Annotated in this window: 10 protein-coding genes; 4 read left to right on the top strand and 6 right to left on the bottom strand. The window is 63.2% G+C overall.

The features are described 5' to 3' along the window. Positions 1-123: 123 nt before the first annotated feature. Both MU558_RS09165 and MU558_RS09160 read right to left on the bottom strand, forming a co-directional pair. Positions 124-1,041: a sulfite exporter TauE/SafE family protein gene (locus MU558_RS09165; protein ID WP_246974666.1), complete on the bottom strand. Its 918-nt coding sequence runs from the start codon at positions 1,039-1,041 to the stop codon at positions 124-126. 28 nt (positions 1,042-1,069) lie between these two features. Beyond that, positions 1,070-2,227, bottom strand: a complete 1,158-nt coding sequence (locus MU558_RS09160; protein ID WP_246974663.1) for an MBL fold metallo-hydrolase — start codon at positions 2,225-2,227, stop codon at positions 1,070-1,072. Between the two features lie 238 nt (positions 2,228-2,465). On the opposite strand from MU558_RS09160, the gene MU558_RS09155 reads away from it, so the two are divergent. Continuing rightward, positions 2,466-2,894, top strand: a complete 429-nt coding sequence (locus MU558_RS09155) for a universal stress protein (protein WP_246974660.1) — start codon at positions 2,466-2,468, stop codon at positions 2,892-2,894. An 18-nt stretch (positions 2,895-2,912) separates the two neighbouring features. Here MU558_RS09155 and MU558_RS09150 read toward each other — a convergent pair whose 3' ends face one another. The 3 genes from MU558_RS09150 to MU558_RS09140 form a co-directional block, all read right to left on the bottom strand. Continuing rightward, a complete protein-coding gene (locus MU558_RS09150) occupies positions 2,913-4,703 on the bottom strand; it encodes a bifunctional metallophosphatase/5'-nucleotidase (protein ID WP_246974658.1) in 1,791 nt (596 codons plus the stop codon). A gap of 177 nt (positions 4,704-4,880) precedes the next feature. Continuing rightward, complete coding sequence (locus tag MU558_RS09145; protein ID WP_246974643.1) at positions 4,881-7,991, bottom strand: molybdopterin-dependent oxidoreductase; 3,111 nt, start codon at positions 7,989-7,991, stop codon at positions 4,881-4,883. Positions 7,992-7,994: 3 nt separating this feature from the next. Beyond that, complete coding sequence (locus MU558_RS09140; protein ID WP_322987049.1) at positions 7,995-9,719, bottom strand: 4Fe-4S dicluster domain-containing protein; 1,725 nt, start codon at positions 9,717-9,719, stop codon at positions 7,995-7,997. Positions 9,720-10,229: 510 nt separating this feature from the next. On the opposite strand from MU558_RS09140, the gene MU558_RS09135 reads away from it, so the two are divergent. From MU558_RS09135 to MU558_RS09125, 3 genes are all read left to right on the top strand, one after another. After that, positions 10,230-10,982, top strand: coding sequence for an IclR family transcriptional regulator (locus MU558_RS09135; RefSeq protein WP_246974633.1), 753 nt, complete (start codon positions 10,230-10,232; stop codon positions 10,980-10,982). A gap of 728 nt (positions 10,983-11,710) precedes the next feature. Further along, positions 11,711-12,631, top strand: coding sequence for a TIGR03571 family LLM class oxidoreductase (locus tag MU558_RS09130; protein WP_246974630.1), 921 nt, complete (start codon positions 11,711-11,713; stop codon positions 12,629-12,631). A 37-nt stretch (positions 12,632-12,668) separates the two neighbouring features. Next, the gene (locus MU558_RS09125; protein WP_246974627.1) at positions 12,669-13,367 is read left to right on the top strand and encodes an SDR family NAD(P)-dependent oxidoreductase; all 699 of its coding nucleotides are present in this window, start codon (positions 12,669-12,671) and stop codon (positions 13,365-13,367) included. 111 nt (positions 13,368-13,478) lie between these two features. Here MU558_RS09125 and MU558_RS09120 read toward each other — a convergent pair whose 3' ends face one another. Next, on the bottom strand, positions 13,479-14,378 hold the full coding sequence (locus MU558_RS09120) for a polysaccharide deacetylase family protein (RefSeq protein ID WP_246974624.1): 900 nt from the start codon (positions 14,376-14,378) through the stop codon (positions 13,479-13,481). Positions 14,379-14,425: the final 47 nt, after the last annotated feature.

Raw genomic sequence — 14,425 nt, 5'->3', positions numbered from 1 at the left:
ACGTCGGTACGGATCGTAGTCGATTACCAAAATAGTACCCCTTACAGTAATATCTATAACAAATATCGATCGGCTCGAGGCGACGCGGCGCAGGTCGAAAAGACGGAATCGAGGTGATGGTGGTTAGAAGAAAAGCGCCGGCACCGTCTGCCGGAAGATGTTCACCGCGATGATAAAGAGGATCGCGATGACGACGTAGTTGAACCGCTGTTCGTTGATCTCGAGTCGACGCAGGTAGGTCCCGATCAGGAGCCCGACGAGGGTGACGAGCGCGATCGCACACCCGAGCCAGAGCTGGTACGGCGTCAACAGCCCGTTGAACCACATGAGGACGATCCGCTCGGTGAAGACGAACAGGAATATCATCGAGAGGCCGCCGACGTACCGCTCGGTGTTCCGTTCGAACGTGTGCAGATACGCGGGCAGCAGCGGGCCGAGGTTCGCAGCACCAAGCAGGAATCCCCCGCCGAACCCGACGGATCCGAGTGCCAGCGGGTTGTGGGCCTCCTCGATGACGATGAAGTCCTTCGTGATCTCGAAGAGGACGTACGCCAGCAGGAGCAGGCCGATGAGGAAGGGGATGACCGGCCCGGTACTGTACTCCGAGAGGAAGAACACGCCGACGAGCGAACCCGCGAGCGCGAGCGAGATGAGCAACCACTCGCGTCGAACGTACGCCAGCCCCGTGTTCGTCTCACCGACCTGGAAGACGTTGATCATCCACGGTGGAATCGTCAGTACGACGACCGCCATCGTCGGGTCGATGACCGTCGCGAAAACGGGCGTCGTTATCAGCGCGTAGCCGAATCCGATCGTGCCCTTTACGACAGCCGCGACGACCGCCACGACGAAAAAGAGGATGAGCGTAGAGGTTCCGACGTCCGCCTGGATTTCCGACCCGACGTTACCTGCTCCGGGATAGAGCGCGATCGCTCCGATCAGGACTGCCCCGGTCGCGAACGCCATCATCACCTCGCGGTACTGGAACTGCAACAGGTTCTGTACGAATTGTCTTGGATTGACCTTTGCTTCCGATGACATCGTTCTGTCTCCGTGCTAACTCGTGCCGTTACTCGACGGCACACTTGTTCGGGCCGAGTTCGATCTCGGGGTCACATAGCTCACGTTTCCCTTCGTTGATGGCGATGATCTTGTCGTGGTTGGCCGGCTTCGAGCCGAGGCGATCGAGGATGTACTCGACGAAGGCGTCTTTCTCCTCGAGTTGAACCGCATCGTTCGTCTGTTTGATCTCGCCGATCGTCGCCGAGACCGGCTTGCCCGGTTCGACCTCCTCGCTTCCCCAGTGGGCGGGAAAGACGAACGTGTCGTCGCTACGCTCGAGGATCGTGTTGAAAATCGTGTCGTAGAGCACTTCCGCGTGCTCGGGGGCACCGTCGTCGCCGTGCTCCAAGTCCGGCCGGCCGACGCTGTCGACGAACTGCGTGTCACCCGTCAGCAGGGCGTCGCCCGCGACGTCGAACGTGATGCTCTCCATCGTGTGTCCGGGCGTGTGCATCACCTCGACGTCGTAGTCTCCGAGCGAGAGGATCTCGCCGTCTTCGACGTACAGCGGGTCGCCGTGACCCTCAGGCTGGTCGGTCCGCTCGCTGGCGGCACTGCCGACGACCAGTTCGGCGTCGTACTTCTCGGCCAAGTCGCTGCCGGCGGAGATGTGGTCGGCGTGAATGTGAGTGATCGCGACGTACTTCAGGTCGACCTGATCGTCGTCGTCGAACAGCCGTTCGTCCGCCTGCAGGTTCCGCTCGTAGACGTCCGTATACTGGACGGGGTCGACGATCATCGCTTCGCCGTCGTGCCCGAGGACGTACGAGAGACAGCCGTTCGAAAGGCGCTTTACCTGCTTGAAAACGAGGTCGTCGGCGAGGCCGATGTCGACGACATCGAACACCTTGCTCCACCCGAGCATCCCGTCCTCGAGGGTGACGGCGTCGAATCCCTGCTCTGCGAGTCGCTGTGCTGCTCGTCTGCTCGTGTTCCCGTGTGCACACACTGCGACGACCTGCTTGTCGTCCGGGAGGCGTTCACCGGGGTCCGACTCGAACTCGTCTCGGTCCTTGCTGTACGTGAGGTTGACCGCACCTGGAATGTGCCATCCTTCGTACGATTCGGTTCCACGGACGTCGACGACCGGTACGTCGTCGTCGGTCTCGAGTCGTCCCTTGAGCACTTCTGGCGAAATCTGGCCTACGATAGTTGCACCTGACATCATGGATCGTGTACTCTGTTCTGTGGCAACCGGTATCAGTCGCCACACAACAACCCCATATACATTATATGAATTAAAATTTGCGCCGTGGTCACCGCACACGTTGTCGTACGACAAGGATCGGAGTTGGCACGTGACAAACTCGTCACTTCGGTTAGATCACCGAGCGTCTCGTCGCGACTCCCCCGTGGTGGCAGCCGGGGCAACTTTGATACCAACCTGTGACATATTCACACGCGTGTTCGAGAAGATCCTCCTCCCGACCGATGGAACCGAGTTCGCAGACGAGATCGCCGAGTGGACGTACCTGCTCGCGGGGGCACACGACGCGGAGGTACACGGCCTCTACGTCAACAACGTCTCCGACGTCATCCCGGCAGCCACCTCGCCGGCACCACCGAACGAAGTCGCAGACGCCGTCGAGCGCGAGGGCGAACAGGCGCTTTCGAGACTCGAGCAGTTACGACCGAACGGAGTAGAACTGACCACGGAACTTCGAAGTGGGAATCCAGCGAAGCAGATCCTCGATTACGCGGACGAACACGACGTCGACGTCGTCGTGATGGGTCGAAAGGGGACGTCGTTGCTCAGCAACCTCGGCAGCAATACGCACGACGTGGTGCTGGCGAGCGACGTCCCGATCACGGTTTATCCGTCGTCGGCGTGAGCGCGGGCCGAAGCGAGACTATCGCTTCCGGTTTCTGGCGTCTTCCTGGTAGACGTTCCCCTGTGGGATGAGGTAGGTCTCCGTGTACTCCTCGCCGTTGGCGTAGTCGACGCCTGGCTGGATGTGCGGATACGGCCCGTCGGCGGGCGTGTTCTGGACGTCGCCGCCGTCCTCCGGCGTCTGCACCAGGTCCATGACCTCGTAGTCGACGGGTGAGTTGTTCTCGAGGTAGTCGACGAGGACGTCGACGGGGATCGTCCCTTGCTCGATCTCGACGTTCCGGAACGGGAATCCGCAATTTCCGAGGTCGCGTTTCGGATCGCCCGGCCGCCTCAGGGTCGCGACGGTGTACGACTCGTCCGGATCCATCGGTTCGCCGTCGACCGTCATCTCGACGAGGCGGCGACCCCGCTTCGCCGTCGGATCGATGGTGACCTCGACGTTCGAGGAGTAGTTACGCACGCGACCGTCCTCCTGGTCGTAGACGTAGGGCGTGAAGTTGTCGATGAGGAACTCCTCCATGTGGTTCATGATCTGCTGGCCGTAGGCGTCACCTTTCGCCACCGGCGCAGTCATCGGGAAGAACGTGTAGAGGTCCCCGATCGTGATCTCGCCCTCCGGGATAGCCGCTCCGTATCGGAATCCGTGGGAGATCGCCAGGTCGGCGTCGAGGTACTCCTTCAGCGCGTCGTTGTACATCGTGTTCCACGCGCTCTCGAGGAACGACTGCCGGTAGAGGGGCTTTTTCGTCTCGCCGACGACGGTGTCGATCGGCCGATCGAGCGTGCCGTTTCCGCGTTCGAAGTGGACGTCTTCGGCGAGGAACGGCTCGCGGATCTCCTCGACCGTCCGTTCGGCCGCCGGGTCCGGTTCCGGCGTGTACTCGTGGCCTTCGACGAGACAGTAGAGGTTGTGCCGGAACTCGGGTTCGCCGTCCCGAATACGGATGTCCACCCGCCCGAGGCCGTCGCCCATGCCCGACTCGACGACGAGGGTGTTGGTGTCCTCGACGACGATGGGCTCGTGCGTGTACTCGTGGGTGTGGGCGCTGAACATGACGTCGATGTTGTCGATGTCCTTGGCGGCCTGGACTTTCCACTGAAGCCCGATCTCGCTCACCGCGACGACGATATCCGCACCGTCGTCGCGCGCCATACTCGCGTACTCCTCGAGCAAGGAGGGGTGTTTGGCGAACTTGTACTTGTCCGTGTAAAACAGGGGCATCATGCGGTCGACGTAGACGTTCGTCATCCCCACGACGCCGACCGTCAGGCCGTTTACCTCCGTCAGCGAGTACGGGTCGAAGATGAGGTCTTCCGTATCCCACTCTAGGAGGTTGTTGGCGAGGACGGTCGCGTCCAGCGACTCCATGATGTCGACCATGTTGCCGTCCTCGACGGCCTCGTTGGAGTAGTCCCAGTTACCGGGGACGTAGAAGTCGGGACGGAGGTGCTCGTTGACCGGCTCGAGCATCGACTTGCCGTTCGTGTACGTCGTGACGGCCGTCCCGTGGAAGGTGTCCCCGCTCATCAACGTGACGACGTCGTCGTCGTACGCGTCGCGTACCTCCTCGAGTTTCGCCGCGAGGCGAGGGATGCCACCGCCCTTGCGAATGACCTTGTCCTCGCCGTCGAACTCGAAGTCCGGCCGTGACTTCGGGTTGTTGTAGTACACCTGGTGTCCCTCGGTCATCTGTCCATGCAGGTCGCTTACGTGCATGAACGTCACGTCGGGTTCACCGTCCGGATCCGCCGAAACCGTATCATCGAGGCGACGCCAGTCGCCCATCGAGTCCGTGTCCAATGGCATTGAATACCACACTAATGCATCAATGACAGAGGGGATAAAATTTTCGCCGTCAGTAGCAGGATAGAGTGTCGTCTACTCCGCAAGCGGGTGTTTCGCGGTGACAGAAATCGCCGTCAGCCAGGTAAAAGCTCACGGCGAGACCGCCGCGACGACGGACCGAACGAGGTCGCCACCGACTCAGTCGTCGCGACGTGCCGACTGGGACTCGACGTCCCACCGCTCTGGCCGACCGACCGGGCCGTCGACGTACCAGGCGTCGTCGTCACCGGGCGAGGTCGGGGGGGAGATGGGTCGTTTGAGCCACTTCGGTCGGCGCAGCCCGTTCGGCCCCGGTGCCGGCTTCGTCTCCTCGAGCCACTCGCGGTAGATCTCCATCGACCGGTCCGTGTCGACGTAGACGTCGCCGTAGTAGTCGTCGTCTTCGGCCGGGCGGACGGTCACCTTCTGGTGCCAGCAGTGCATGCCCGAGATGGGATCCGGGTGGGGCGCGTGCGTGAGGTTCTGTGCGACGCCGCCGTCGGTCCACCAGACGCGCTCGCTGTCGGGATCGTCGCTCTCGAAGGGTTTGATGCCCTCCACCTGGCGCATTCCCCACATGCTGTTCTCGTTGTCGAGGTCGACGGTCACTTTCCCGTACGGGTCGCCGCCCTCCTCGACGTCGGTGTCGGTCTCCTCGCGGTCGACCTTCCACTGGCCCATGTGGTGGCTCTGGGCGACGATGCCGGGTTTGATGGATTCGGTCACCCAGACCTCGTTGACGTAGTAGCCGATGTCCGTCTCGACGCGGACGAGGTCGCCGGTCTCGAGCCCCATCCGCTCTGCGTCGTTCGAGTGGATCCACACCGGGTTGTTGTGGGAGATCTCCTCGAGGTACTTGCTGTTCGACGAACGGGAGTGGATCTGGGTCGGGAGCCGGAACGTCGGCACCAGCACCATCTCGCCGTCCTCGTAGTCGACGTTCTCGGGGTGGACGTGCGACTTCAGGTAGTTGGGGAGCGTGTACCGCTCGTCGTCCCAGCCCCAGTCGGCCATCGTCTTCGAGTAGAACTGCTGTTTCCCCGTCGGCGACGGGAATCCCTGCTTCGGTTCGCCGTCGACCATCACGCCGAGCACTTCGGAGTCGTACTGGGCGTCCTCCGAAATTTCGATGGTGTCGTAGTCGTAGCCCCGATCCTCGTCGGATCCCGTCTCGTCGCGATCGCGTGCGTCACCGCCGTCGAGTTCGACGCGGATCTCGTCGCTTAGCACGCGTCGGATCGTCCCGTACTGGTCGACGTAGACGTCGTCTTCCTCGAGCACCGACGGATCGAGCGGTTCGTCGTAGAGTTCGTAGTCGTTCGTCGACGCCTGGAACGCCCCGTGGTGTTTCATGTACTCCAGGGGCGTCGTGTCTTTCTCCTCGGCGAGGTCCTGGAGACCCTCCTCGTGTTCGAAGACGTACCGGTAGTACTCGTCGATCGTCATCTTCGCCGGCTCGTCGCCCTCGCCGTCGCGGTAGGGGCTCTCGAAGTACTGGCGGATGCCGAGTTCGCCGTCTTCGTCGACGCGCCAGGAGAGGTCGATCCAGAACTCGTCTTCCTCCCACACCTCGCCGGGGTTGGCCTCGTAGGTTCGCTCGACGTCCTCGCCCTCGCGCTCGGCGTACTCCCGGAGGACGGGCTGGCGGTAGGTGACCCACGTCCCCGCGTGGGTCTCCTGGCTCTGGATGTCGTGGCGTTCGGGGCTGTGTCCCATCGGCAGGACGTAGTCGGCGAAGTACGCCGTCTCGTTCCACGTCGGCGTGAGCGCGACGTGCATACCGACTTTCTCCTCGTCGGTCAGTGCCTCGATCCACGAGAACCCGTCGGGGTAGGTGTAGACGGGGTTGAACACGCGCGTGAAGTAGACGCTGATCTTGCCGCGCCCTTCCTTGAGGAAGTACGGCAGCAGCTGACTCATCTCGTAGTGGGCGAAGGGATACTCCTTCGGGAGCTGGAGTTCGTCCCACAGCCGCTGGCGCGGCGGTTCGTTCGGCAGGTGCGGGTCGAACTTGTGCCACGCGTTCGGTGACGTCCCGCCTTTCGTGCCGACGCTGCCCGTCAGCACGGAGAGGAAGTGCAGCGTCCGCGAAACCTGCCAGCCGCCTTTGTTCCCGCTCGCTGCGCTGCGCCAGATGTGGCTCGCGTACCTCGAGCCGGCGGTACCGATCTTCCGGCCGACCTTCCGGATCACCGCGGCGTCGACGCCGCTCTCGGCTTCGGCGAACTCGGGTGTGAACTCCGCGTACGTGTCGTAGAGCACGCGGAGGTACTCGTCGAACGTCCGCGGCCGGTCCGGGTGTTTCTCGTCGAGGAACTGCTCCCAGTTCACCCAGTTTCGCATGAACTCGGCGTCGTAGAGCTCCTCCTCTAGGATCACGTTCGCCATCGCGAGCAACACGGCGGCCTCGCTGCCCGGCTGGGTCGGCAGCCAGTAGTCCGACATCGCGGCGGTGTTCGAGAGCCGCGGGTCCAGCACGGCCAGTTCGGCACCGTCTTGCATTCCCTCCATGATGCGCTGGGCGTGCGGGTTGAAGTAGTGACCCGACTCGAGGTGTGCCGACAGCAACAGGATGAACTCGGCGTTCGAGAAGTCGGGGCTCGGGCGGTCGTACTTGTGCCACAGCGCGTAGCCCGTGCGGGCACCCGCGCTGCAGATGTTCGTGTGGGAGTTGTGACCGTCCAGTCCCCACGCGTCGATGACCCGGTCCATGTACTCCTCGTGGCCAGGTCGGCCGACGTGGTACGTGATCTCGTTCTCGCGGTCGTCTTCGATCGTCTCGCGCATCTCGCCGGCGATGTCCTCGAGTGCCTCGTCCCACGAGATCTGCTTCCACTGGCCGCTGCCGCGCGGTCCGTCCCGTTTGAGCGGGTGGCGGATCCGCTGTGGGTCTTCAATCTGGTTGATCGTCGCCGGGCCCTTCGCGCAGTTGCGACCGCGACTACCTGGATGTTCGGGGTTCCCCTCGATCTTCCGGATCTTCCCGGTCTCCTTGTCGATGTACGTCAACAGGCCACAGCCGGCCTCGCAGTTGAAACAGGCCGTCGGCACGACCGAGTACTCGCGGGGCTCCCCGCTCGACTCGTACTCCGTCCAGTTGTGCCACTCTGCGGGGTCGGGGTAGTCGGCCAGGTGACCGTTGCTCGAGGCGGGCGTGACGCGACCGCTCGAGCCCTGGCGTTGTTTCGTCGTCTCCGCCGAACGATTCGACAGCAGGCCGAGCTTCTCGGCGACTTTTTCGATCTGACTGAGGTCGTATCCGTGTCCCATGGGTTATGCGAGTGAGATTGTCTGCGGGGCGGTTATCCAGCAGTACTCGAAGGCGAACAGGCCGACGAGCGCGAGCGCGCCGGCGAGTGCAACGAACGGGAGGCTCCCGCCGGCCGCGAGAACGGCAAGCGGCAGCACGATGCCGACGCCGATGCCACCGAGCCAGAACGCCGTGCGGAACCGGCCTCGAACGATCCGGGCGGCCGCCTCCTCTGCGTCCTCGGTCTGGTGGGGCGTGAAGATCTCCGAGGCGATCAACACGAGGTGGGTCAGCAGTCCGGCGGCGAGCGCCAGCCGCGACGGGCCGGCGAGGCCGTCGAACCCGGCGAACCCGAGCAGCGCCGTAGCCGCACCTCCTGCGACGACGGCCTGTGCGAACATGTGCAGCGGCATCGCCGGGCTCTGCCAGAGGTCACGGCCTTTCGACTGGCTGAACAGGAAGGCCGTGTAGACGGCTGTCGCCGTCGCCAGCGCGGCACCGCCGAGCAACACGGCGGGATTCGTGACGTAGCCGAGCTCGAGGAGCCAGCCCGCGAGGACGACCGCGAGATAGGCACCGTAGGCCGTGATTATGTACGCCCCCTTGACCAGCCAGGAGTTCCAGTTCGGGCGCAACAGCACCCAGTGGAACCGCTGTGGTTGCTCCAGGTCGACGATGAGCAGGAGGCCGGTGAGCCCGAGGAATGCCATGCTGACGAGCGAACTGGCACCGATCAGGCTCGCACTCGGTTCGACGATGCCAAGCGCCATCAGCAACGCGGGGACGAGGAAGACGCCCGCGGAGATGGACTTCGTCCACGTGTAGGAGTACACCTCCCAGCCCCACGACTGGTAGTGGCTCTCGCCGATGTCGTAGACCCGGCGTGCCTCCTCGTGGAGAAGTTCGTACGCCCGCGTGACGCTTCCGGAACTCGAGTCGGCAGTGTGTCCGCCTCCGGAACTCGTCGCAGCGTCTGCGCTCGTGGCGACGCCGCCGTCGGACGCGACCCGGCCGTCGCCGTCGGACTGACAGCGGCAGTTTCCACCGCAGCCACAGCCGCCGTCGGCACGAGCCTCGCCGTCGCTCGAGGAAGACAGCGTCACGTCCGAGTTCGCGAGCGACTCGGCGGCACGCTGGAGATCGAAGTCCTCACGCTCGCCGCCTTGCACCTCCGTTTGCGTCGGTGCGTCGCTCCACATGTAGTGTTCTTCGCGGCCGGTCGTCCCCGGCGTCACGCTGCCCTCGTCACCGTCGACGTAGAACAGCTTGGGCTCGGTCCCTTTCTCGGGCTTGCGCGCTTGCACCTCCTGGTTCGAGATGGTTCGCGTGATCTCGGTGTCGGGATCTTCCATGTCGCCCGCGACGATAGCGTCTTCCGGGCAGACCGTGACGCAGGCCGGTTCGCGACCCGAATCGACGCGGTGAGAGCAGTAGTTACACTTGGCCGCCGTCGACGTCTCCGGATCGATGTACAGGGCGTCGTACGGACACCCCTGCATGCACGCCTTGCAGCCGATGCACCGCTCCGTGTCGAAGTCGACGATGCCGTCTTCGCGTTCCCACAGCGCCGTCACCGGACAGACGTCGGTACAGGGCGAGTCGTCGCAGTGGTTACACCGCATCACGGAGAAGTTCCGATTCGTGTTCGGGAACTCCCCTTTCTCGATGTACTTGACCCACGTCTTGTTGACGCCGATCGGATCGTCGTGTTCGGCCTTGCACGCGACGGTGCAGGCGTGGCACCCGATACACTTCCGGTTGTCGATGACGAATCCATAGTTAGTGATTGGGGATCACCCTCATTGTTCTGTGTTACTACGTATCGTGAGGTTGATTAGCACTTAAGCTTTGTGTCGAAAGCGGTATGCAGCGACGCCCACGACTCGACTGTCTCCTGCGAGTCCGCCGGGGCAACGAAGATGCAGGCGGCCAGCCGGGAGGGCAACTACTCGATGGAACGGCGGGTTGTCATCGGGCGTGCGCGAAGCTCGGCGGACGCTGCCTTCGATCGAATCGTCGCCACAGTACCGTCGACAACGTAGATAGTAATTCAAATACGAGATAATTCTCTATACGAGAACGGACGTGCGTGCACCTCGAGTGGGGTAAAAATTGCCACAGAGTGCGGGGCATGATGACGTCTGACAGAGACGGGAGCCCACACCGAAGCGCCATCTTTGTTCTCTATTTCAGAACAGATTGTGGCGTCGGGGATACACATTTGTAGGAGCACGATGAAAGTTGTGAACAGAACCCACATGTCAAACGAGGCGAAACACCCGGTTGGGACGACGAAGAAAACGTTGCGGCTCATCGAGGTGCTAAAAGAGGACGAATGTGGTCGCGTCACGGAACTCAGCGAGAAAGTCGGCATGGGAAAGAGCGCAGTCCACAATCACCTCCAGACGCTCAAAGAGGAGGGGTACGTCGTACAGAACGGAGATCGGTACTGTCTCGGCCTGAAGTTCCTCGAGATCGGCGGCCACCTTCGAAGCCAGATGAAACTGTACAAAACCGCCAAACCGAAAGTCAAGGAGATGGCCGAGAAGACGGGCGAACTCGCGAATCTGCTCGTTGAGGAAGACGGGATCGGCGTCTACCTCTACCGATCGAAAGGCGAGCAGGCGGTCGAGTTGGACACGTACGTCGGCCACCGGACGCACCTCCACTACACGGCACAGGGAAAGGCGATCCTCGCGTACATGCCCGAAGAACGCGTCCGAGAGATCATCGACCAGCACGGACTCCCCCAGGCGACGCCGAACACGATCACCGATCCCGACGAACTGTTCGACGAACTCCAGCAGGTTCGAGACCGCGGCTACGCGACACACGAGGAAGAACGCCTGGTCGGACTGCGATCGGTCGCCGCACCGATCAAACCCGGCGACGACTCCGCCTGCGGATCGATCAGCATCTCGGCACCCTCGAGTCGGCTGCGAGACGACGAGATTACCGAGACGGTCCAGAGCGCTGCCAACGCCATCGAACTCAACCTCAAGTACTCGTAACGGTCGCGTTGTCAAATAGAGAACGCGACCGGTCTCGACGGCCCAGGCAAGCCAACAAAGCGCCTCGAGGCGACACGACCGACCTCGCCACCGCTTCCGTCGTCCGTCCAGCAACCAGTTTCGTCTCCTGGCGACTGCTTTACATCACTATGTGCGTAATATTCGGGGCGTCGAACGCGAGCGACGAGCCCACTGGTCGTTATCACTCCACCGTCAGATAGTAATCAACAGAACTATATATACGGATATGATTAAATATATTGTAAGTTTATATAGTAGATCGAGGCGAAGTCGTGTCGAGACAGACGACCGGTCTACGCTCACAGAAACGCCGATCACCCCGTTGTCCGTGGACAGCACGACGGCACCGACGGACAAGGAATCCGACTGCCGAGAATTCGTCTGGCGCGATGGGCACGACGCCTCGTCCAGTCATCGCCGATCTCGTGCGAGCGAGTCCCCACACTGGCAGGGCCAACCGCTCGAAGCACGTTCACGGGCACGACACTCCGCCCTTGTGCCGGAAGCGCCAGCAGCGGTCGGCATCGAACGTATGAAGTTCCGTTGCCGTCTCACGTTTTAATAAATATATTTTTGTTTTATTAGCTAATCAGTCACATCAGATCCCTGTTTGGTTGGGTACTACCATTACACATTGGTTCGAGTGTCGTCGCGACGAGTCGTTTCGATCGCAAGCGGCAAACGGCTCGGTCCCCGTACTCGAGGCGATGATCGACTACGAGAACGCCGGCTACCGGCGGCTGTTCGACGGCGACGGGCTCACGTTCGGAACGGGATTTCCGCTCACGGGCGCGAACGAGTCGACACCGTCTGTCGACGAGGAGCTTCGGCTGGCGGCACGCGCCGAGTCACTCGGCTTCGACGCGCTCTGGGCACGCGACGTGCCGACGTACTGGCCGTCGTTCGGCGACGCCGGACAGACGTTCGACGTCTGGCCGTGGCTCACCCTCGTCGCGGAACACACCGACGAGGTCGCACTCGGGACCGCGAGCGTCGTGCTCACGCTCCGCCATCCGATTCACGTCGCGAAAGCCGCGGCGTCGCTCGACCGGCTCTCCGATGGACGGCTCGTCCTCGGCGTCGCGTCGGGCGATCGCGATCCGGAGTTCCCCGCGTTCGGCGTCGATCCGTCGGAACGCGGCGCGCGCTTTCGCGAGAGCGTCGATCTGCTCCGGACCCTCTGGACCGAGGAGTTCCCCGAGATCGAGTCGCGGTGGGGCCGACTGGACGGCGACCTCGAGCTCGTCCCGAAGCCGACGACCGACGCCGTGCCGCTGTTGCCGACCGGCCACGCCCGACAGACGGTCGAGTGGATCGCCGACCACGGCGACGGCTGGCTGTTCTACCAGCTCCCGCGTAACACGCTCCAGACGTACCTCGACGACTGGCGCGACGCGGCCGGGGACGCACCGTTCGCGATGGTCGTTCGCGTCGCGTTCGCCGACGACCCGCGGGCCGACCCCGAGCCGATCCACCAGGGCTTTCGCGCCGGAAGCGAGTGGTTCCGCGAGTACTTCCAGGACCTCGACGACCTGGGGGTCGATCACGTACTCGTCAGCCTGGAGGACGACGACCCCGAACGCGCGCTTTCCGTGTTCGCCGAGGAGGTCCTCGAGGACGTGGCGTAACCCCCAGGAATTTGCGTCTTCGACGCGAAACGCGGGTATGAGCCGAACGGCCGTCGTCGCCGGCGTCGGCCCCGGTCTGGGGGCCTCGATCGCACGCAAATTCGCACGAGAGGGCTGTGACGTGGCGCTTCTCGCCCGGACGGAATCGTCCGTCGAAGCGCTCGCGACGGAACTCGAGGCGACCGCCGGGTCGGGAGTTCCGATCCCGGCGGACGTCACCGATCCGGGCGAGGTCGAGGCCGCCTTCGAGCGGGTCCACGACGAACTCGGCCCGGTCGACGTCCTCGTCAACCACGCAAGCGGGGGCTCGTGGAAGGGACTGCTGGAACTGGACGTCGACGAGTTCGAGTCGGCGATGGCGGTCGGCCCGCGCGGCGGCTTCCTCTGTGCTCGAGCGGCGGTCCCCGACATGCTCGAGGGCGACGGCGGGACGGTCATCTTCACCGGCGCGACCTCGGCGGTGCGCGGCCGCGGTGGGGCGCTCGGGTTCTCGGCGGCGAAGTTCGCGGTCCGGGGCATGGCCGAGTCGATGGCTCGAGAACTCGGCCCCGACGGGATTCACGTCGCCCACGTCGTGATCGACGGCCAGATCCTGCCGCCAGGGACGGACGTCGACGACCCCGCGGAGTACCTCGATCCCGACGAGATCGCCGAGAGCTACTGGCACCTCGTCGAACAGGACCGAAGTTCGTGGACACTCGAGCTGGACCTCAGACCGCACGTCGAGTCGTTCTAAGCGGGGCTCTCGAGCGGTGGATTACCGCTCAGAACGATGGTTACGGGTCATTTCCGGGGCATCTGCGAAGACGGTTTACGGCTGCCTGGCACACAGCCACAGTCGTCCGTATCAGACGTAGTCGCTCTCGCTCTCGTAAACCGACGGGTCGTCCTCGTACTTCCGGGCGATCTCCTCGAGCGTGGTGAACTGCGCCCGTTCGTGGCCCTCGACGTACCGGATGAACTCCTCGAGCAGCGGGATCATGTGCGGCAGGCCGTGGATGTCCGGGTGGATGGTGAAGGTGTAGACGCCGGCCCCGCGTCGGTCGTACAGGAAGTCGAACTGGCGCTTGTAGTACTGCTCGTACATCATCTCGGGGTCTTTGTACCCCGCGTGGTAGATCGGCTGTTTGATGAACAGCATCGGCGGGATGTCGTCGCGATACCAGCTGATCGGGATCTCGACGACGTCGGTTTCCTCGCCGTACTGGTACGGCTCCATCCACGTCTCGGGTGCTTCGTCGTAGCGGATCTTCTCCCAGCTGTCGCCTTTTCGCATCCAGCCCGGTTCGAACTGGCGTTCCATCAGGCTGCTGTCGTAGAGGAAGCCGTGTTTCTCGACGAGTTCCGGCGTGTGCTCGCTGAACTCCCACCAGCTGGCGCGGTGGCCGACCGGTTCCGATCCCGTGACGTCCTCGATCAGGTCGATCGATACCTCGAGGATTTCGTCTTCCTGTTCCCGCGAGAGGTCGGTCGGGTTCTCGTGTGAGTAACCGTGGACGCCGAGTTCGTGGCCGGCGGCCGCGACCGCCTCGATCTCGTCGCGAAACGTCTCGATCGTGTGACCGGGGACGTACCACGACGTCGAAACGCCCTCGCTCTCGAAGAGTTCGAGCATCCGGGGGATGCCCTCGTTGCCGGCGGACAGCCCTCGAGAGAGGTCCGCGGGGGAGTCCGCGCCGCCGTACGAGCCGAGCCAGCCGGCGACGCAGTCTGCGTCGACGCCGATTGCAACGTCGATGTCACCCATAGTGCGCTCGATCCTGCCGACGGCCACCCACAAAGAGGTGTAGCCGT

It is taken from the genome of Natribaculum luteum, from assembly GCF_023008545.1.
In the GTDB taxonomy this organism is placed as follows: domain Archaea; phylum Halobacteriota; class Halobacteria; order Halobacteriales; family Natrialbaceae; genus Natribaculum; species Natribaculum luteum.
This window is presented reverse-complemented; position numbering and strand designations above follow the sequence as displayed.

Coding starts and splice junctions, on each gene's coding strand:
- MU558_RS09165 (WP_246974666.1), bottom strand. CDS start 1,041: ATGTCATCGGAAGCAAAGGTCAATCCAAGACAATTCGTACAGAACCTG.
- MU558_RS09160 (WP_246974663.1), bottom strand. CDS start 2,227: ATGTCAGGTGCAACTATCGTAGGCCAGATTTCGCCAGAAGTGCTCAAG.
- MU558_RS09150 (WP_246974658.1), bottom strand. CDS start 4,703: ATGCCATTGGACACGGACTCGATGGGCGACTGGCGTCGCCTCGATGAT.
- MU558_RS09145 (WP_246974643.1), bottom strand. CDS start 7,991: ATGGGACACGGATACGACCTCAGTCAGATCGAAAAAGTCGCCGAGAAG.
- MU558_RS09135 (WP_246974633.1), top strand. CDS start 10,230: ATGTCAAACGAGGCGAAACACCCGGTTGGGACGACGAAGAAAACGTTG.
- MU558_RS09130 (WP_246974630.1), top strand. CDS start 11,711: ATGATCGACTACGAGAACGCCGGCTACCGGCGGCTGTTCGACGGCGAC.
- MU558_RS09125 (WP_246974627.1), top strand. CDS start 12,669: ATGAGCCGAACGGCCGTCGTCGCCGGCGTCGGCCCCGGTCTGGGGGCC.
- MU558_RS09120 (WP_246974624.1), bottom strand. CDS start 14,378: ATGGGTGACATCGACGTTGCAATCGGCGTCGACGCAGACTGCGTCGCC.